The 18,713-nt window shown below is 48.8% G+C and carries 15 protein-coding genes and 1 tRNA gene; 9 read left to right on the forward strand and 7 right to left on the reverse strand.

Features of this window, described 5'->3' with window-relative positions; all coding sequences use genetic code 11:
• Nucleotides 1-71 precede the first annotated feature (71 nt).
• Together bioD and mlc are read right to left on the reverse strand one after the other, a co-directional pair.
• Nucleotides 72-743 carry a dethiobiotin synthase gene (gene bioD / locus DQM29_RS08980; protein WP_111742050.1) on the reverse strand — a complete coding sequence of 224 codons (672 nt, stop codon included), beginning with the start codon at nucleotides 741-743 and terminating at the stop codon, nucleotides 72-74.
• 233 nt (nucleotides 744-976) lie between these two features.
• Nucleotides 977-2,194 carry a sugar metabolism global transcriptional regulator Mlc gene (gene mlc / locus DQM29_RS08985; RefSeq protein ID WP_111740372.1) on the reverse strand — a complete coding sequence of 406 codons (1,218 nt, stop codon included), beginning with the start codon at nucleotides 2,192-2,194 and terminating at the stop codon, nucleotides 977-979.
• A gap of 282 nt (nucleotides 2,195-2,476) precedes the next feature.
• Here mlc and DQM29_RS08990 point away from each other — a divergent pair, with 282 nt between their 5' ends.
• Nucleotides 2,477-3,745: an MFS transporter gene (locus DQM29_RS08990; RefSeq protein ID WP_111742051.1), complete on the forward strand. Its 1,269-nt coding sequence runs from the start codon at nucleotides 2,477-2,479 to the stop codon at nucleotides 3,743-3,745.
• 15 nt (nucleotides 3,746-3,760) lie between these two features.
• Nucleotides 3,761-3,907, forward strand: a complete 147-nt coding sequence (locus DQM29_RS08995) for a DUF2770 family protein (RefSeq protein WP_111740373.1) — start codon at nucleotides 3,761-3,763, stop codon at nucleotides 3,905-3,907.
• Between the two features lie 12 nt (nucleotides 3,908-3,919).
• Here the strand turns inward: DQM29_RS08995 and DQM29_RS09000 are convergent, their stop codons facing one another.
• The gene (locus DQM29_RS09000) at nucleotides 3,920-4,516 is read right to left on the reverse strand and encodes a hypothetical protein (RefSeq protein WP_111740374.1); all 597 of its coding nucleotides are present in this window, start codon (nucleotides 4,514-4,516) and stop codon (nucleotides 3,920-3,922) included.
• A gap of 82 nt (nucleotides 4,517-4,598) precedes the next feature.
• Nucleotides 4,599-5,996 carry a class II fumarate hydratase gene (gene fumC / locus DQM29_RS09005; protein WP_111740375.1) on the reverse strand — a complete coding sequence of 466 codons (1,398 nt, stop codon included), beginning with the start codon at nucleotides 5,994-5,996 and terminating at the stop codon, nucleotides 4,599-4,601.
• A 266-nt stretch (nucleotides 5,997-6,262) separates the two neighbouring features.
• Here fumC and DQM29_RS09010 point away from each other — a divergent pair, with 266 nt between their 5' ends.
• Together DQM29_RS09010 and aegA are read left to right on the forward strand one after the other, a co-directional pair.
• On the forward strand, nucleotides 6,263-7,789 hold the full coding sequence (locus tag DQM29_RS09010; protein WP_111740376.1) for a YdgA family protein: 1,527 nt from the start codon (nucleotides 6,263-6,265) through the stop codon (nucleotides 7,787-7,789).
• A gap of 305 nt (nucleotides 7,790-8,094) precedes the next feature.
• On the forward strand, nucleotides 8,095-10,095 hold the full coding sequence (aegA, locus tag DQM29_RS09015) for a formate-dependent uric acid utilization protein AegA (protein WP_111740377.1): 2,001 nt from the start codon (nucleotides 8,095-8,097) through the stop codon (nucleotides 10,093-10,095).
• A 65-nt stretch (nucleotides 10,096-10,160) separates the two neighbouring features.
• Here aegA and DQM29_RS09020 read toward each other — a convergent pair whose 3' ends face one another.
• Complete coding sequence (locus tag DQM29_RS09020) at nucleotides 10,161-10,775, reverse strand: riboflavin synthase subunit alpha (protein WP_111740378.1); 615 nt, start codon at nucleotides 10,773-10,775, stop codon at nucleotides 10,161-10,163.
• Between the two features lie 215 nt (nucleotides 10,776-10,990).
• Here DQM29_RS09020 and DQM29_RS09025 point away from each other — a divergent pair, with 215 nt between their 5' ends.
• The 4 genes from DQM29_RS09025 to DQM29_RS09040 all read left to right on the forward strand — a co-directional run bounded on the left by DQM29_RS09025 (nucleotide 10,991) and on the right by DQM29_RS09040 (nucleotide 14,956).
• Nucleotides 10,991-12,364, forward strand: a complete 1,374-nt coding sequence (locus DQM29_RS09025; protein ID WP_111740379.1) for an MATE family efflux transporter — start codon at nucleotides 10,991-10,993, stop codon at nucleotides 12,362-12,364.
• A gap of 168 nt (nucleotides 12,365-12,532) precedes the next feature.
• Nucleotides 12,533-12,609, forward strand: a tRNA-Val gene (locus DQM29_RS09030).
• Between the two features lie 416 nt (nucleotides 12,610-13,025).
• On the forward strand, nucleotides 13,026-14,438 hold the full coding sequence (pykF, locus tag DQM29_RS09035) for a pyruvate kinase PykF (RefSeq protein WP_111740380.1): 1,413 nt from the start codon (nucleotides 13,026-13,028) through the stop codon (nucleotides 14,436-14,438).
• Nucleotides 14,439-14,743: 305 nt separating this feature from the next.
• Nucleotides 14,744-14,956 (forward strand): LPP leucine zipper domain-containing protein, encoded by a 213-nt coding sequence (locus tag DQM29_RS09040; RefSeq protein WP_036023098.1) that lies wholly within the window; start codon nucleotides 14,744-14,746, stop codon nucleotides 14,954-14,956.
• 364 nt (nucleotides 14,957-15,320) lie between these two features.
• On the opposite strand, the gene DQM29_RS09045 is transcribed toward DQM29_RS09040, so the two are convergent.
• Entirely contained in the window at nucleotides 15,321-16,244 is a 924-nt protein-coding gene (locus DQM29_RS09045) for a L,D-transpeptidase family protein (RefSeq protein WP_111740381.1), read from the reverse strand.
• 307 nt (nucleotides 16,245-16,551) lie between these two features.
• On the opposite strand from DQM29_RS09045, the gene tpx reads away from it, so the two are divergent.
• Nucleotides 16,552-17,055: a thiol peroxidase gene (tpx, locus tag DQM29_RS09050; RefSeq protein ID WP_111740382.1), complete on the forward strand. Its 504-nt coding sequence runs from the start codon at nucleotides 16,552-16,554 to the stop codon at nucleotides 17,053-17,055.
• A gap of 92 nt (nucleotides 17,056-17,147) precedes the next feature.
• On the opposite strand, the gene tyrR is transcribed toward tpx, so the two are convergent.
• A complete protein-coding gene (tyrR, locus tag DQM29_RS09055) occupies nucleotides 17,148-18,710 on the reverse strand; it encodes a transcriptional regulator TyrR (protein WP_111740383.1) in 1,563 nt (520 codons plus the stop codon).
• Nucleotides 18,711-18,713 lie beyond the last annotated feature (3 nt).

Here is an 18,713-nt window from a genome sequence, read left to right on the forward strand (position 1 = left end):
CGCAGGGTTAACAGGAAAAATCACAACGATTTTTAGAGCGTACCACATTAATCAGGCTGGCACACCGTACACTAGTCGCACTGAATAAGGCTAAGATCGATAAAGCCGCTGAGGTCACGCTCTTCAGGGCGGGCAAGATAGGGTAACTCACCGATGCAGGGAGCAGAAATGTTCTGTTTTAACGCAGCGATAGTCTCTGCATAGTAGGCTAAGCCGGGGTTGATACGGTTAGCGACCCAACCGGCAATTTTCAGCCCGTCACGCTCTATGGCTTCGGCGGTTAAGATCGCATGGTTGATACACCCTAACTGAATGCCAACGACTAAAATCACCGGCATTTTTTCCTCAATCACCCATTCAGACAAAGGGCGCATGCCGTTAAGTAAAAAGCGCCATCCGCCAATACCTTCAACAATCACACAGTCGCTTTGAGCCTGTAACCGATGCAAACCCAGAGTCAGGTTTTCATAATCCAACGGGCTTTCGCCATAGGTTAATGCGGCATGGTGTTCGATAATGACGGGGTTGACATCTTTATAGGTAACGGCAACAGAAGACGAGGCCTGTAATACCAGCGCATCCTGGTTTCTCATGCCCTCTTCGGTTTCATGTGAGGCAATGGCTATGGGCTTATATCCGGCAACGCGCTTACCCTGTTTGATAAAAGCCTGTAACAGAGCGCGGGAAACAACAGTTTTACCCACTTCGGTACATGTCCCTGTTACAAAAAATCGATTTGGCATAAAGGCAGTCGCTCCGGAACCTACAATAAATAAATGGGCATCTGTAGATAGAGGTCTATCGAAAAAGGCGCCGCTAAACATCCTGCAGAACCGCCTTGAGCTGGCAGAGGCGTCACTGTATCAATGTCAAAAGTCTAGGCGATGCCCTGCTGCAATAGATTGCGTTAGCTCAATATTTAATGAATAAAGGGAAATTCATCGGGAAAACAAATCGTTGATAGCATCAAAGATCGCTATCCTTGAAGCAGCCCTAAAAGAAGAGAACCGTCATAGAGCGCCATTTTTACCAACGCAGAGGCAGGCATCGTACTGACGTTCACAAAGCGCGTCGGTTCAATGCGTAGAGAAAGGCTATAGTCCGGCATCGCGTGGTTTCGGATACTCTCTTCAAGAGCCGGATAAAGAATCGAAGAGGCTTTATTTAGCGGCGAGCCAATCAGGATTTTTTCCGGGTTAAACACATTAACCATCACAGCGGCAATTTTCCCTACGCGCAGCCCTACCTGCTGGACGATCTCTTTTGCCAGAGCGTCGTTCGCGTTGGCATAGCGACACAGGTTATCAATACTTAACGAGGAGAAGTTCAGCAGTGACTCAGGATGACTTTCCCGCAGCTCACCTGTGCGCGCTAGAATGCTGCCCATGCTGACCAGCGTCTCTAGGCATCCATGGTGGCCGCAGTAGCAGGCTTTATCGCAGCCCTCAACGCGCGTATGGCCGATTTCGATACGACGACTTGAGTCAGCGTGCAGAATGCGTCCACCGCTAATTACCGATGCACCAACCGTATCATCAATCACGATCTGAATAACGTTCTGGCAGTTCATGGCTGCGCCGTAAAGGGCTTCGCTCATTGTCCAGGCAACAATATCCTGCTGTACGTAAACAGGCAGTCCGGTTCGCTGGCTCAGGCTCGATGCCAAAGGCACTCTCTCTTCGTCATAAAACGGCAGTTTTTGCACCGTACCAGTCGCTGTATCAATCAGTCCCGGCACTGTGATAGCAATTGAGGTCAAACGCCCCAGCAGCGGCTGATGTCGCTCGAAGAAAGCCTCGATTTCAGCAGTAAAGCGCGTAAGCCAAGGTGCCGTTTTATCTACCGGAAAAGGGATCTGTTCTTCAATAACGAGATTGTTACTTAAGTCCTGAAGCGCCAGAGACAGGGAGCCGTAATGAATGCGCACACCGAGATAGTGCCAGCCTGAGGTATCCAACTCCACGCCGACAGCGGGTCGCCCTCGGCTGCCCGGTTCGCTCACTTCAGTTTCTTTGACCAGATGAGCATCCTGAAGCTCACGCACAATCTTGGTGATGCTGGCGGGTGCTAGTTGAGAGATCTTAGACAGCGAGATGCGTGAAATAGGGCCAAACATATCGATCAGACGATATACGGTTCCCGCATTCGCCTGCTTAATGTGGTCAATATGACCCGGTTGCCCTTCTCTATTCACTCTGCTGCCTCTTTTGAAATCCGCGAAATAATTGCTTTAGCTGCCGGAATTTATTCAACAAGCTATGTATAATTGTTGATATAAAAGCGCGAATCGTCGAATGTTGACTGCTGCAACACAAAGAATAACGCGGCTGGACTTTCAAGCCCAACGGCTGTGGATTATCGTTTAAGCCACTCCGTTTGTCATCCCTATCGGAGCTGAATTTCCCGCCGCAGGCCAATTTACTAAGGAACTGCCGTGGAACCCCGTGAGTCTGAATCTGAAGAAGATGCAGAGACAATGAGTGAATCTCAAATCAAGCAAGAGCCACCAGCCCAGACCACCACTAAAAACAGCCTCCGACGAACGCCCTTTATCGTGCGAGGAACGCCTGGGTTCGCCCGCGTTACCGCCGCGCTGTTCTCTGCAGGGCTTGCGACGTTTGCCCTGCTCTACTGCGTTCAGCCTATTCTGCCGATTTTATCCGCTGACTTTAACATCTCCCCCGCCAGCAGTAGCCTGTCGCTGTCTTTATCAACCGCGATGCTGGCCGTTGGCCTGTTGTTTACCGGCCCTATTTCGGATGCCGTTGGCCGCAAGCCGGTGATGGTAACGGCTCTGCTTTTAGCGGCGCTGTTTACTATCGCCAGTACGCTTACCACCAGCTGGCACGGCATCCTCATCACTCGCGCTCTAGTTGGCCTTTCGCTAAGCGGCGTGGCTGCTGTCGCTATGTCCTATCTGAGCGAGGAAATCGATCCGCAGTACGTTGCCTTTGCAATGGGGCTTTACATCAGCGGCAACTCTATTGGCGGCATGAGCGGTCGTCTTTTAACTGGCGTATTGACTGACCTATTCTCATGGCGCATTACTCTTGGCATTATCGGCGCTGTTGCACTGATTGCCGCGCTGGTTTTCTGGCGTATTCTGCCGCCGTCTAAGCACTTTCGTCCTTCTTCGCTTAGGCCTAAAACACTACTGCTTAACTTTCGCCTCCACTGGCACGACCGCGGCCTGCCTCTGCTATTTGCGGAAGGCTTTCTGCTAATGGGGAGCTTCGTCACTCTGTTTAACTACATTGGCTATCGTCTGATGGAAGCACCCTACTATATAAGCCAAACTTTTGTCGGCTTCCTGTCTCTGGTGTATATAACCGGGACTTACAGTTCGCCAAAAGCGGGGGCTCTGACGTTTAAATATGGTCGTGGTCCGGTCTTTATGGCATCTGTTGGCTTAATGCTGCTGGGGCTTGTTATCAGCCTTTTTTCACCAATCTGGCTGATCCTTATTGGGCTGCTGGCGTTTTCCTGTGGTTTTTTTGCTGCCCACTCTGTGGCAAGCAGCTGGATTGGGCAGCGTGCGAAGCGCGCCAAAGGTCAGGCGTCGGCGCTGTATCTGTTTTTCTACTATGCAGGCTCCAGCGTGGCGGGTACCTCAGGCGGCTTTGTTTGGTATCACTACGGCTGGTCCGGACTTGTGCTGTTTTTATCCCTGATGCTGGCCTGTGCGCTGTTTATCAGCCGCTGGCTGTCGCTTTTGCCCTCTGTCGGCAAAAAGAAAACTACCTGATGAGGGATACATAACATGCCTAGTAAGAACAATAAGCCAAGCCTACTCTCACGGATATTGAATGGGGTGGTTCAAAATGTGAGAGAGCACCTGATGATCTATCTGGTTATCTGGCTTATTGTGATGGCGCTGGATGTTTACTTTATCTGGTTCTATGAGTAGCGTCTGTATCCATTACACTAACAGATTTGAACCGTCATAAATGGCCAAGACCAGATCGTCCAAGAGTGGTTCATCGCCGATCTGATTGATAATCAAATCTTTGGCGTCCAAGGTATAACAGAATGCCAGCGTCGTAGTCTGCTGTGCTTTAGCCAGTGAGAACGCCACGCTATCGGATAAAAACTCAATGGCTGTCACCGTTGAGCCAACGATCTTAGCGCGGTCTTCATCTCCATCCTGAAAAGGCTTTCCGTTAAGTCGTGTATGCCTTTCACTGCTCCATAGACAAAAAATTATCCATGAGGGTGTTTCATCCTCATCACAATCCAGCTGAATGCCTAGAAATCCTGCCCCGCCCATTCCGTAAGTGCCAAAATAGGTTTCCAAACCGATAATTTTGCGACCCGTGTATTTCTCCTGCTCATCACACAAACGCAGCGGCATACCAATCAGGCTGATATCCCCTTCGTCAGCGCCGATCGTTGGAACAGCGTCACTGGAAATAAAGCCTCGTGCAGCCCAGCGCTGTTGCTCTTCTGCATTACTGACAAAAGTAAAATTGGCCTCTACGGTTCCCAGTTTCAGATCCTCTAAATTACGCTGCATCATCTTATTATTCTCCCTGACTGATACACTCAACTTCGACGAAAAAGGCGCCCGAGGGCGCCTTCATCATACCGCTTAAGGGCGTTTATTTCTTCATGCTGCCGACCATGTCTTCCGGACGAACCCACTCATCAAACTGGGCCTCCGTCAGATAGCCTAATGCCAATGCAGAAGCCTTCAGCGTCAGCCCTTCTTTGTGGGCCTTCTTGGCAATTTCTGCCGCTTTATCGTAGCCAATGTGAGTATTCAATGCAGTAACCAACATTAGAGACTCATTAAGCAGTTGATCGATGCGCTTTCTTACTGGCTCAATGCCGCTGGCACAGTGAACGTTAAAGCTATTCATGCCGTCAGCCAGCAGGCGTACGGACTGAAGGAAGTTATCAATAATCATTGGACGATAGACGTTCAACTCAAAGTTACCAGAGGCTCCGCCAATGTTAATAGCTACATCATTCCCCATCACCTGCGCGCACAGCATAGTCATGGCTTCGCACTGCGTTGGGTTCACTTTACCCGGCATAATGGAACTGCCCGGCTCGTTTTCCGGAATGGCAATTTCACCAATGCCGCAGCGAGGCCCAGAGGCCAGCCAGCGCACGTCGTTGGCAATCTTCATCAGAGATGCCGCCAGCCCTTTCAGAGCACCGTGACTGTGTACCAGTGCATCACAGGTCGCTAAAGCTTCGAACTTGTTAGGGGCCGTCACAAACGGCTGACCAGTTAGCGATGCAATCTCTTTCGCCACACGAACGGCATACTCTGGATGGGTATTGAGCCCGGTTCCCACCGCCGTCCCACCAAGCGCCAGTTCGCACAGGTGAGGCAACGAGTCTTCAATATGCTTCAGGTTATAGGCCAGCATTGCTGCCCAGCCAGAGATCTCCTGCCCCAGCGTTAGCGGTGTGGCGTCCTGTAGGTGAGTTCGGCCGATTTTAACAATGTCATGATAGGCAGAGGCCTTGTCTGCCAATACTTTATGCAGCGCTTTCAGTTCGGGGAGAAGGTGTTCACGAACGGCAATAACTGCCGCAACGTGCATTCCTGTAGGAAAGACGTCGTTAGAACTTTGGCTTTTATTCACATCGTCGTTGGGGTGAACCAGCCGGTCATTACCACGTTTTCCACCGAGGATCTCGCTGGCGCGGTTTGCCAGCACCTCATTCATGTTCATATTCGTCTGTGTACCGGAACCGGTTTGCCAGATAGCCAGAGGAAACTCGTTAGGGTGTTTATCCGCCAGCACCTCATCCGCCGCGCTGATAATCGCCTTGCCCTTTTTCTCATCCAGCAGCCCCAGCTGCATGTTAACCACTGCCGCAGAGCGTTTAACCTGAGCGAGGGCGTGAATAAGCGCTTTGGGCATTTTTTCCTGAGAAATGCGAAAATGCTCCAGTGAACGCTGGGTCTGAGCACCCCACAGGCTGTTCTCAGGAACCTCGATTGGGCCCATAGAGTCTTTTTCTGTACGCATAGCAACCATGACTTTCTCCTGATATCGATACAATAAGAACGGCGAGTTACGTTATACTTTACTCGCAGCGCTATACATCATCCCTTAACTATAGCGATGATTCTGTGACACTATCGCCGATAATGAGGATGAGACTCATTAATATCATTGAAGTAATACATTAGCCATTCTTATGTATTCTTCCCGACTGAGTCACAAAGCGCTTTTAACCCTAATTTTTGCCATTAGCCAGGCAGGCTTTGGTCATTCACTCAATAAACGATAAGGACTGCATCATGAAGAAATCGCTAGTTGCTATTGGAATACTGGCCGTTTTAGGGGGCGCCTGGGTTGGCGGTGCCTGGTATACGGGAAAACAAATCCAGTCTCAAATTGAAACTTCCATGGCTCAGGTGCAGACGCGGCTGGGAACATTAGACAGTCAGGTTGAGCTAAAGATGTCTGACTATCAGCGCGGTGTTTTCTCTTCTGTAGCCACTTACACCGTAACAGTAACAGAACGCGGTCAGCCCAGCACAATCTCTTTTTTACAAACCATCAGCCATGGCCCCTTCCCTTTGGACAAGTTTAGCCTGTCACCTAAGCTGGCCTATTCACAAATATCACTGATGGAGCAGGCTTCACTAAAAGAGTTGTTTACGCTCACAGAGGGCAAGTCTCCTATTACGGCAACCAGTTTGACCAGCTACAGCGGCGATAGCGATTTCAATATTTCTCTGCTCCCCCTGAAAGAAAAAAATGAAGGCGATATGGCATTTAGCGGCGCAACTTTTGACGGTCAGTTGCGCGTTGACGGTGGTAATAAAACCCTCACGTTCACTGGCTCACCTCTTGAACTCAGCGAGAACAACACCGCTTTCCGCTACGATGCACTAAAGCTCAATGTAGTGGTGGATAAAGACGATCGGTTTACCGTAGACGGAAGCTTGGGCAAAACTGTCATGACAGCGCCCAGTGACGATGAAGAGGCTTCTCAGGAACAGCTGCAGTGGGATGAGCTGACCATCAACAGTCAGGGCAAGTCCGGCTCTTTTGGTATGAATATGGGGCAAAGCGACGTTTCGCTGAAAAATATCAATATCAGTAGAAACGGCGAGCTCTATTCAACGTTGACGGGTTTAACGTTCAGCAGTAGCGCCCAAGAGAACGGTAAGTTTATTAACCAAACCGTGGATATAGCTCTTGATGCCCTTAGCGTTGAAGGCAAAAATCTAGGGTCTGGTTCAGCCAAAATCAAACTCGACAACTTTGATGGCAAGTCGCTGCAATACTTCAATCGCAACTCCAGCAACCTTATCTATATGATATATGGTGGAGGGACTAATCCAGTTCCCGTTCAGGAAATGAACGCAAATTTGATGTCCTTCTTAGGGGGCAATCCAACTATCAGTATCACTCCCTTTATCTGGAAAAACGATAAAGGCGAGAGCCAGCTGGATGCGTCAATTACGCTAATGACACCAAACGCCATCGATCCTGAGGCAGATCCTATTCAACAGTTTGTAGGACTCACTAAGTCATTCAGCAGTACCGTTACGCTTTCTGTCCCTATGATGATTGAACAAACTAGACTCACCAGCGAGCTTGAAGGCAACATTTCACAAGAAGATGCACAGGCTCAGGCATCTGAGTCTATTCAGCAGCTGATTAGTATGGGCGTAAGCCAGAAAATTCTGACCAAAACGGATGAAAATACTGCCACATTTTCATTCAACTACGCCGATGCGATGGTGGATTTAAACGGACAAAAGATGCCAATCAGGGACTTTCTTACCCTTTTCTTTGGCCCTGGTTCAAACTAGTTCATTCCGTAATCAAACGATGAAAAAATGAACGTTTCCGCTTGAAATAAATTGTTTCAAGCGGAAACGTGTCAGCATCTAAATATATTTAATTTTTTTAATTATTTTCAATTTAATATCAATGTATTAATTCAATAAACCTACCAGTTTACTCAAGAATTTTTGTTCAAATTCATAAGTTTCTTCAGCGTTTTTACTATTGTTTACCCTTCTTTCCTGTGATAAACACCATAACCATAATAAAAGTGATGGTTAACCCGATTGCAATAGCATTCCAGTCTAATGGAACATAACAGGAAGCGCTTATGAACCGCTTTGTCATTGCCGATGCGAAAGAGTGCATTGGATGCCGCGTTTGTGAAGTCGCCTGCGTGATGACTCACAACGGCGGAAAACATCCGGAAGTTCCGGAGCTTTATCTCCCCCGAATTAAAGTGATTAAGACCGCCGCCGTTAAAACGGCAGTCACCTGTCGACACTGCGAAGATGCACCCTGTGCACAAGTTTGCCCTAGCGGTGCGTTGGTTCAGGCCAACGACAGTATCCAGTTAAATAAAGATAAATGTATTGGCTGTAAAACCTGCGTTTTGGCCTGCCCCTTTGGCGCTATTGGTATGGTAGAAGAAAGCGTAACATTGACCAGCAGCGACTCAGGCCTTCGCACTACTGCGCACAAATGCGATCTCTGTATCGACGACGCAAAGAGCCCAGCCTGCGTAACGGCTTGCCCGGCGAAAGCCCTCAGGGTTGTCAGCGGTGAAACCATGCTGGAGCAGCAAAAGCAGAAGCTGAAGCTTGCCGCTATGCGTGAAGATCCAACAGGAGCCAAGCGTACTGTGGCTGTAGCACCCAGACCTTTGCTCGATCGACTATCAGGCCAAGTCACTGTCCCTCGCGGTGATGCGCATAAAATTGCACTGGCAGCGCGCAAGACAGAGTTTGTCGAAATCTATAAGCGTTTTACGCCGGAGCAGGTTGAAAGCCAGGGCGATCGCTGCATTTCCTGCGGTAATCACGCTTTCTGCGAATGGACGTGTCCGCTTCACAATCGAATCCCTCACTGGATTACTCTGGCTAAGCAGGGGCGAATTATTGAAGCCGCTGAGCTTTCTCACCAAACCAGCAGTCTGCCGGAAATTTGCGGTCGCGTATGCCCACAGGATCGCCTGTGTGAAGGCAGCTGTACGCTGAGCTCACTGGGTGGCGTCACCGTCGGCAATATTGAACGCTATATTACCGATACCGCTTTTGAAATGGGATGGCGGCCTAATCTCTCCCACGTTAAACCACTGGGTAAAAAAGTGGCCATTATTGGTGCCGGCCCCGCAGGCCTCGCCTGTGCTGACATTTTAGCGCGCAACGGTGTTGAAGCGGTGGTCTTTGACCGACACCCTGAAATCGGCGGTATGTTAACCTTCGGCATTCCTTCGTTTAAGCTTGATAAAGACGTTATGGTCAACCGTCGCCATATCTTCACTGAGATGGGCATCACCTTTCACCTCAATACAGAAATCGGTAAGGACGTCGAGTTTAGCCAGCTGGTTAACGACTATGACGCGGTGTTTGTTGGCGTTGGCACCTATCAGTTTATGCGCGCTGGATTAGATAACGAAGACTCACCCGGCGTTTATGACGCTCTACCGTTCCTGATCGCAAACACGAAAAAGGTTATGCGACTACCCGAGCTTAAAGAAGAACCCTATATCGATCTGTCTGGCAAACGAGTTGTAGTACTAGGCGGCGGCGACACAGCGATGGACTGCCTTCGCACTTCTGTGCGTCAGGGAGCCAGCGAAGTAACCTGTGCCTACCGTCGTGATGAAGCCAACATGCCGGGTTCAAAGAAAGAGGTTAAAAACGCGCGTGAAGAAGGCGTTGAGTTTATGTTCAACGTGCAGCCTATTGCCCTTGAGCTTGATGAAAACGGCTGCGTGTGCGGCGTTCGTCTGGTTAGAACTGAAATGGGCGAGCCTGACGCAGCGGGTCGTCGTCGGCCAAAAATCATCAACGGGTCTGAGTTTGTTCAGCCGACCGATGCTGTTATCAAAGCGTTCGGCTTTAAGCCTCATTCAATGCCTTGGCTAGCCGATGCTGATGTTGAAATTGACGACTATGGCGTTATCCTTGCGCCCCACTTAAAGCAGTTCGCCTGTCAAACCAGCAATCCGAAAGTGTTTGCCGGTGGAGACGTCGTTCGCGGTGCAGATCTGGTAGTAACGGCGATAGCCGACGGTAGGAAAGCGGCACGTAGCATTGTCAGCTACCTTACCGATGATGAGGAATGCCAGCAGGATCAAGTAGCGTAGTTAATTATCAAATTTCTACAAAATAAAACTCAATAAGGGCGCCAATGTTGACGCCCTTATTATTTTTACCGTTCGCCCCGACTTTCCAGAACGCGCTCAACGGTATCGACAATGGCCTGCGTTTGCGGGTCAATTTCAATGTTGACCGAATCACCCAGTCGCTTTGCGCCCAATGTCGTTCTCTCTAGCGTTTCCGGTATCAGGTGTACACAAAATCGCCCTTTCGACACTTCACCAATAGTCAGACTAATGCCGTCAATGCCGATAAATCCTTTGTAGAGTACATATTTCATCAGTGCGTCAGGCATCTTGAACCAGATCTGGCGGTTATTTTCCGATGTCAGAATTTTGACGATCTCCGCCTGACAGATGATATGGCCGGACATCAGGTGGCCGCCGATCTCATCACCAAAACTGGCTGCTCGTTCAATATTGACGCTGTCGCCGACCTTCAGATTGCCCAGATTTGTCACTCGCAGCGTTTCTTTCATCAGGTCAAAGCTAACGGTGTCTTTTTCTATTGCCGTAACCGTCAGACAGCAGCCGTTGTGGGCGACAGAAGCTCCGAGCTCAAGACCTGGAAGCAGCGCCTTCGGTAATTTCATTTTATGAACACGAAAGTTGGCTTTTTCTTCGATGGCGACAACGGACGCTGTCCCCTGAACAATACCGGTAAACATAAGCAAACCTCAGAACTAGAAAATAAACATGACATTGTCTTCAGGCAGTTTGACGCAAATTGTGTGAAAAACCAAATGCAGTTTTCACTCCTCTCCTGTTGGCTTTACCCAGCGTTGACAGGTAGAATCGTTATCCCACGCATTACGATGCCGCCGCAGAGTGACACTGTCGCGCCATTGATTCTTCGTTTTCAAAATATAGATAAGGTATATACGTGCAGAATTACATTAAAGAAGCGCGTAGTCTGTTGGTATTGGCTCTTCCCGTTATCGCGGCACAGTTCTCCCAAACGGCTATGGGCGTTGTTGACACCATTATGGCCGGCGACTACAGCGCCACCGACATGGCGGCCGTTGCTGTGGCTACCTCAATCTGGATCCCGGCAATTCTCTTTGGCCAAGGATTGTTAATGGCCCTGACGCCGATCGTCGCACAGCTAAACGGCAGCGGCCGGCGAGACAAAATAGCGCATCAGGTGCGGCAGTCTGTCTGGCTTGCGTTGTTTATCTCTTTATTGGTTATTGTGGTGCTGTATAACAGCCACTACATCATTGAGAACATGCATAACGTCGATCCGGCTTTGGCGAGTATTACGGTCAGATTCCTGCGCGTTATCATGTGGGGTGCTCCAGCCTACCTGCTGTTTCAGGTGTTCAGAAGCCAGTGTGACGGCTTATCAAAAACCAAGCCAAGTATGGTGATCGGATTTATTGGTCTAATGGTCAATATTCCTATTAACTACGTCATGATCCACGGTAAGTTCGGTTTTCCCGAGCTGGGTGGTGTTGGCTGTGCGGTGGCGACCGCATCGGTTTACTGGGTCATGTTTATTGGTCTGCGCCTGTACGTCTATACGGCGCGCTCACAGAAAGACATTAACGCCCATCGTAGGTTTGAGCTGCCCCGCTGGTCGACGTTAAAACGGCTGATAGGCCTTGGGCTTCCTGTCGCGCTGGCGCTATTTTTTGAGGTAACGCTGTTTGCCGTCGTGGCGCTGCTGGTCTCCCCCTTGGGTGTTGTGTCTGTCGCTGGTCACCAAATTGCGCTGAACTTCAGCAGCCTGGTTTTCGTTATTCCTCTGTCGCTGGGGGTTGCTACCTCTATTCGCATAGGTTTTAGTCTGGGGCAAAAAAAGGTGGATGAGGCTCAAACCGCTGCCTATACAGGGCTGGTTCTGGGACTTTTCTTCTCGGCTATCACAGCAATGTTGACGATTACTTTCCGTCACCCTATCGCCCTGTTGTATAACGACACACCTGCAGTTGTCATGATGGCTACCCAGCTTATGCTGCTGGCGGCGATCTATCAGTGTTCCGATGCGGTTCAGGTTATTGGCAGCGGTGTACTGCGTGGATATAAAGACACTCGCTCAATTTTCTTTATTACCTTTACCGCCTACTGGATTATTGGCCTCCCCATTGGCTATCTGCTGGCTCTTACAGATGTTGTCGTTCCCCGAATGGGGCCTGCCGGTTTCTGGACTGGCTTTATTATTGGCCTAACGGCCTCGGCGATTATGATGATGTCGCGCATGCGCTGGCTACAAAAGCAGCCTGAAGCCCTAATTTTAAAGCGCGTACAGAGATAGACAAATGACGGTGAACGCAGTGGCTTGAATAAAAAAACGGCGGACTGAACAGTAACTCATCAATTGAACGGGTTATTACAAGAAAATCGTTTTTTTCCCTTGCCAGTAAATGCGTTCACCGTTAATATTCGTCCGCACTGTTAGTGCAGCCCTTAAGAAGTTAGTTGTGCGTCCGTAGCTCAGTTGGTTAGAGCACCACCTTGACATGGTGGGGGTCGGTGGTTCGAGTCCACTCGGACGCACCAAATTAACTCATCTCATGATCCTCGTTTATCTCAATCATATTTCCAGTATCCTTATTTATTATTTAAATAACACATTTGCATCCCAATAAAAGACGTTCTTTTTACACCCTATTATTCCCAAAAAAGCCCATGTACTCAGCCTTTTAGACATTTCTACTAAATTCTTTCACTCTTTTCCTGATAATTTCGACATTTATCCATTTTCTTCCTGCATCATTCCCCTCTATAATAGGCAAATCCGTCAGGTGAAAGGTTTCAGCAAAACATCTAGAATCGGTTCCTGCTTCTCTGGAAGCCGCAGCAGAATGCGGATTTCTGGCAAAACGGGGGATGTTTCGCAATACTTAAGGTATTTCCAGCCGAAAGTGTCGGCCTTCACCATCTTCTCTCACAACCTATCGGTAGAAAGCGTCATTATGAAGAAAACTAAAATTGTCTGTACCATTGGCCCGAAAACTGAATCAGAAGAAGTGCTGGGTAAGCTCCTGAAGGCGGGAATGAACGTCATGCGCTTAAACTTCTCTCATGGTGATTATGAAGAGCACGGTCAGCGCATCAAAAATCTCCGTGCCGTTCAGGAAAAAACCGGCATGAAGGCAGCCATCCTACTGGACACGAAAGGTCCTGAAATTCGTACCGTTAAGCTGGAAGGCGGCAACGACGTTTCTCTGGTGGCGGGCCAAACCTTTACTTTTACCACTGACCTCAGCGTTATTGGTAACAAAGATCGCGTCGCGGTCACCTACAGCGGCTTTGCCGAAGACCTGAAGGTCGGAAATACTGTTCTGGTGGACGACGGCCTGATCGGTATGGAAGTTATCGAAATCAAAAAAGGCGAAGTTGTTTGTAAAGTGCTGAACAACGGCGACCTGGGCGAAAACAAAGGCGTTAACCTGCCGAACGTTTCTATCCAGCTTCCTGCCCTGTCTGAAAAAGACAAAAAAGATCTGGTTTTCGGCTGTGAACAAAACGTTGATTTCGTTGCCGCCTCTTTTATCCGTAAGCGCTCTGACGTACTGGACATCCGTGCCCACCTTAAGGCGCACGGCGGTGAACACATTCAGATCATCTCAAAGATTGAGAATCAGGAAGGCCTGAACAACTTTGATGAAATTCTGGAAGCGTCTGACGGCATCATGGTTGCTCGCGGTGACCTCGGTGTAGAAATTCCGGTTGAAGAAGTTATCTTCGCGCAGAAGATGATGATCGAAAAATGCGTCAAGGCGCGCAAAGTCGTTATCACTGCAACCCAGATGCTGGATTCCATGATCAAGAATCCGCGCCCTACCCGCGCGGAAGCCGGTGACGTTGCAAACGCCATTCTGGACGGCACCGATGCCGTTATGCTGTCAGGGGAAAGCGCCAAGGGTAAGTATCCGCTGGAAGCCGTTACCATTATGGCAACCATCTGCGATCGTACCGATCGCGTAATGCCTTGCCGCGTAGACGCGCTTACCACCACTGGCAAGCTGCGCATTACTGAAGCCGTTTGCCGCGGTGCTGTTGAAACGGCTGAAAAGCTAGACGCGACAGTCATCGTTGTGGCAACTGAAGGCGGTAAATCAGCTAAAGCCGTGCGTAAATACTTCCCGACTGCGCCAATTCTGGCTCTGACAACAAACGAAACAACGGCTCGTCAGCTGCTACTCAGCAAAGGCACTACGACGCAAATCGTTAGCCAAATCACTTCTACTGATGATTTCTATCGCATTGGTAAAGAAGCGGCTCTGGCCAGCGGTTTAGCGAAGAAAGGCGACGTGATTGTGATGGTTTCTGGCGCACTGGTACCAAGTGGCACAACCAACACCGCCTCAGTCCATACAATTTAACGTTTCAGACTGATTTATCTTACAAAGAGGCACCGCTTTTACGGTGCCTCTTTCATTTTGCACACTCATAAATCTTCATTTGTACCAATGGTGTAGCCTCTACCTGTTGTCATCATCAGCCTTCCCTATGCTTTTGTTAACATTAGGTAAGCACTTTCCCCATAGTATAAAATATTTTGCTCATTCTTTGACCAATCGAGCTAAATACTTTGCCATAAGTTAAAAATTTATTCTCATTCTAAAAAGGTTTGTGTAATACTTATGGGGCTACATGCAAAAAGTTAACTCAAATTGAGGGTGTAAATATGAACCGTACTAAAGTGGTACTGGGTGCAGTAATTTTAGGTGCTACTCTGTTAGCTGGCTGTGCAAAAAGCACTGATACCGCAACTAACAGCAAGCTGACTCAACTGATCAGCGATGTTGCTGCTTTACGTTCTGATGTACAAGTTGCTAAAGATGAAGCAGCTCGTGCTAACCAGCGTTTAGACAACATGACTCGCGGTTACAAGAAGTAATAGCTTCTCTGTAAGGAAAATGGCGCACTTAGGTGCGCCATTTTTTTTACCTTCATAGCGATCTTACCAATACTCCAATAAACCCTTATTTCCTCTCTTTCCATTCTTTATTTTTACCAACAAGAAATTAAAACGCTGTATAGACAACGCCTTCTTTTATTAAAAAATATAGGCAGGATGAGCCACCCAAATAGAAATGCCCGAGCTGGCGCTAAATGGAGCTTTGCCGCGTTTATTTGTAATGAACGCTTAGCGTGACGACTTAATGTAAAAACGCATTTAATCGCGTTCTAGGCAGTAAATATAAAAAAACGCGGCCACCATAAGCGACCGCGTTTTTTATTTTCTATTGCTGAGTGAAAGATTAACGATTCACTCTCAGAGGAAGCCCTGAACGGCGAGTAATCTCAGCGCGCATTTTCTCTGAATCCGTCCCGGCTTCATTCATAAATTCAGCGGCAGCAGAGTGCAAAACGATAGGCATGGTCTGCGGATCGTCCTGTTCCGATCTGGACAAAGGTTGGTGCACTTCAATATATCTTTTACCGTTGGGCTCAACAGTCACTTTAACCGGTTCATTGATGATTTGAACGCGAGTTCCGCTGGGAACAGTATTAAACAGCGCTTCAATATCATTAGGTCGCAGTCGGATACAGCCGGAGCTGACCCTCATACCAATACCAAAGTCAGCATTGGTACCGTGGATCAGATACGTACCTCCTGCAGCAGCCAAACGGAGGGCAAACAGCCCCATCGGGTTATCCGGCCCTGCCGGCACAACGCCCGGCAGAGTAATACCCTGAGCAGCATAGTGTTTACGAATATTTGCCGTTGGCGTCCAGGTTGGGTTAGCCCTTTTCTCTGTGATGGCAGTTACCATAACCGGCGTTTCGCGCCCCAATTGGCCAATGCCAATTGGGTAAACAATCACGGTATTGGTACCTTTCGGGTAATAGTAAAGGCGCAGCTCGGACAGGTTAATCACAATCCCTTCACGGGGAGTATCCGGCAGGATCATCTGTAAAGGAATAATCAGCTCTGAACCCGGCTTCGGTAGTAAGGGATCAACATCAGGATTTGCTTCCAGCATGGCAATGAGGCCGATCTGGTAGTCAGCGGCAATGCGCTCTAGAGAGCGGCCATCGTTCGGGACGATAAGCACTCGATTTTCGCCGATAATACGACTATTGGACGGCGGTAGAGGATACTCCATCGCCTGAGCAAGCGTTGCCTGCCCGATAAACACTAACGCCGCAATGGCTTTACATACTGCAAAAACACGGTTCATGCTTAGTTCCTAACCTTCTGCTTATTGATCGGTCACTGGCAGGTTCCCAATATTGGGCTGAATGAATAACCGCCGCAATTTACTATTATGTAGCAAAATAAGGCCGCTACCTAGTTCCAGTGCGGCGCAAACGATAAAAAAATGCGGTTATTATCTATTAGTGACCTGATTTTTAAAGAAAAATAAATCATCAATTTATCGTGATAAAAATCTATCTCAATGATAACGATAATATTGTGTTCAAAGGCTCGCCAATGGATTAAGATAAGGAAATGTTAATTAAAAGTAAAACATTCTGGAGAAAACCATGACTCAGACAGTCACCATGAAAGGCAACCCGGTCACCGTAGCAGGCCAACTGCCAAAAACCGGCGAACAGGCCAAGCCATTTACCCTAACAGCAAACGATCTTTCCGACGTCAGTCTCGATACCTATCGCGGCAAACGCAAAATCCTGAACGTCTTTCCAAGCATTGATACTGGCGTTTGCGCCACGTCAGTAAGAACCTTCAACAAGCTGGCTGCCGAAGCGAACAATACTGTTGTACTGTGCATTTCTGCCGATCTGCCTTTTGCACAAACCCGCTTTTGCGGCGCTGAAGGGCTTAACAACGTTGTCACCCTATCCGCTTTTCGCAGCGCTGACTTTAAGCAAGACTACGGCGTTGAAGTGCTTGATGGTCCACTGAAAAGCTTAACCGCTCGCGCGGTAATTGTGCTTGATGAGAACGATCGCGTCCTGCACAGTGAACTGGTAAAAGAAATCGCTACAGAGCCAGACTACGACGCCGCACTGGCTGCGTTAAAATAGTCGTTGTTCAAAATTAAAGAAAAAGAAAGAGAGGAAGCTCATAGCATCCTCTCTTCGTTTTTACCCTACCGCTCAGACTGTTTCGCCCTGAGCTATTCGCCTTCTGCCGACTTGGCCGGTTGGCTTAATCCATACTCTCTCAGCTTGTTGGCTATCGCCGTGTGCGATACTCCCAGTCGCTTCGCCAGCTTACGCGTACTCGGGTAACTGCCATAAAGCTGAGTCAATACAGCGCTCTCAAAGCGTTTACATATTTCATCCAATGAACCGTCCATGATGTCGTTATTGAGCATCATTTCTGCTGTCACTTCCGGCAAAACGACATCCTTAGCCTGTAGCTCATTCCCTTCCATCTGCGTTACCGCACGGTAGAGAACGTTCTTTAGCTGCCTGACGTTGCCTGGCCAGCCGTACTGAGTTAACAGTGGCGTCAAATCCGATGACAGGCGAGGCCGAGAGATCCCTAACTGATCGGCAAACAGCGTCACAAACTGCTCTGTCAGCGGCATAATATCGGGTACTCGCTCCCGCAACGGCGGTAGCGTAAGCGTCAGAACGTTTAAACGATAATAAAGATCTTCACGAAAGACGCCCTGACTCACCAGATTAAACAGGCTCTTTTGCGTTGCGCAGATAACGCGAACATCAACGTGAACCTCTTTATCTTCACCAACCCGACGGAAAGTACCGTCGTTAAGAAATCGCAGCAGCTTGCTCTGCATCTTTGGTGACATTTCGCTGATGTTGTCCAGCAGAACCGTTCCACCACTCGCCTGTTCAAAAAAGCCCTTTTTCGCCTCCTGCTGAGCGCTTCCTGCATGACCGTACAGCTCACTTTCAACGACATCATCAGGCAGTGAAGCACAGCTCAAGGCCAAGAAAGGTTTATCGCGCCGCCCACTGCGTATGTGACACGCCTGCGCCAAGACGTCTTTTCCGGTTCCGGTATCGCCGATAATTAACAGCGGCGCATCCAATACCGCTAAGCGATTAGCCTGCTCAACCAGCGTTTTCATTTTACTGCTGACAGACACCATATGACTGAATGCCTGATTATCCACCACATTCTTGTTTTGCAGCTGTCGACCAATCTTAACCGCAGACTTTAATACCACAACGGCACCGGTAGGCGTTTTCTCTGGCTCATCCTCATCGCTTTGATAAAGCGGCATGATGTCCATCAGGTAGTCCTGACCGCGAATAATCACTCGTTCAGAGTGCGGAGAAATACACTCTTCTTCTAAATAGCGCAGGAAAGGATAGCCGTTAACCAGCGTTGAAGCGGGCTGTGCCACGACTTTCTCTTCACTTTGACCAAACAGCGCCAGAGCGGCCGGATTGATTAAATCAATGCGCCCTTTTAAATCGAGGGACATCACGGGCTCCGGCAGCGAGTCAAACAGCGCCTTCAGGGCTCTTAACCGCTGTTCAGAAGGCATATAGGAGACGGTGCGCACGTCGATAACGCCCTTAATACGCCGAATGCTGACCATCAGTGCGCTAAAAACGTCAAAATCAATGGAGGAAAAATTCAGATAAATCTTACCGCTGAGATCAAGCTCAATGCCGCGAAGATCGAGATGACGTTCAACCAGCAGATCGAGAAGCTCACGGGTTAATCCCAGTCTGTCTTCACAAAGGACTTCAAGACGCATGAT

The organism is Leminorella richardii (genome assembly GCF_900478135.1).
Classification (GTDB): domain Bacteria; phylum Pseudomonadota; class Gammaproteobacteria; order Enterobacterales; family Enterobacteriaceae; genus Leminorella; species Leminorella richardii.

Coding starts and splice junctions, on each gene's coding strand:
- DQM29_RS09020 (WP_111740378.1), bottom strand. CDS start 10,775: ATGTTTACCGGTATTGTTCAGGGGACAGCGTCCGTTGTCGCCATCGAA.
- tyrR (WP_111740383.1), bottom strand. CDS start 18,710: ATGCGTCTTGAAGTCCTTTGTGAAGACAGACTGGGATTAACCCGTGAG.
- DQM29_RS09045 (WP_111740381.1), bottom strand. CDS start 16,244: ATGAACCGTGTTTTTGCAGTATGTAAAGCCATTGCGGCGTTAGTGTTT.
- DQM29_RS09040 (WP_036023098.1), top strand. CDS start 14,744: ATGAACCGTACTAAAGTGGTACTGGGTGCAGTAATTTTAGGTGCTACT.
- pykF (WP_111740380.1), top strand. CDS start 13,026: ATGAAGAAAACTAAAATTGTCTGTACCATTGGCCCGAAAACTGAATCA.
- fumC (WP_111740375.1), bottom strand. CDS start 5,996: ATGGTTGCTATGCGTACAGAAAAAGACTCTATGGGCCCAATCGAGGTT.
- aegA (WP_111740377.1), top strand. CDS start 8,095: ATGAACCGCTTTGTCATTGCCGATGCGAAAGAGTGCATTGGATGCCGC.
- DQM29_RS08990 (WP_111742051.1), top strand. CDS start 2,477: ATGAGTGAATCTCAAATCAAGCAAGAGCCACCAGCCCAGACCACCACT.
- DQM29_RS08995 (WP_111740373.1), top strand. CDS start 3,761: ATGCCTAGTAAGAACAATAAGCCAAGCCTACTCTCACGGATATTGAAT.
- DQM29_RS09010 (WP_111740376.1), top strand. CDS start 6,263: ATGAAGAAATCGCTAGTTGCTATTGGAATACTGGCCGTTTTAGGGGGC.
- bioD (WP_111742050.1), bottom strand. CDS start 743: ATGCCAAATCGATTTTTTGTAACAGGGACATGTACCGAAGTGGGTAAA.
- DQM29_RS09000 (WP_111740374.1), bottom strand. CDS start 4,516: ATGATGCAGCGTAATTTAGAGGATCTGAAACTGGGAACCGTAGAGGCC.
- tpx (WP_111740382.1), top strand. CDS start 16,552: ATGACTCAGACAGTCACCATGAAAGGCAACCCGGTCACCGTAGCAGGC.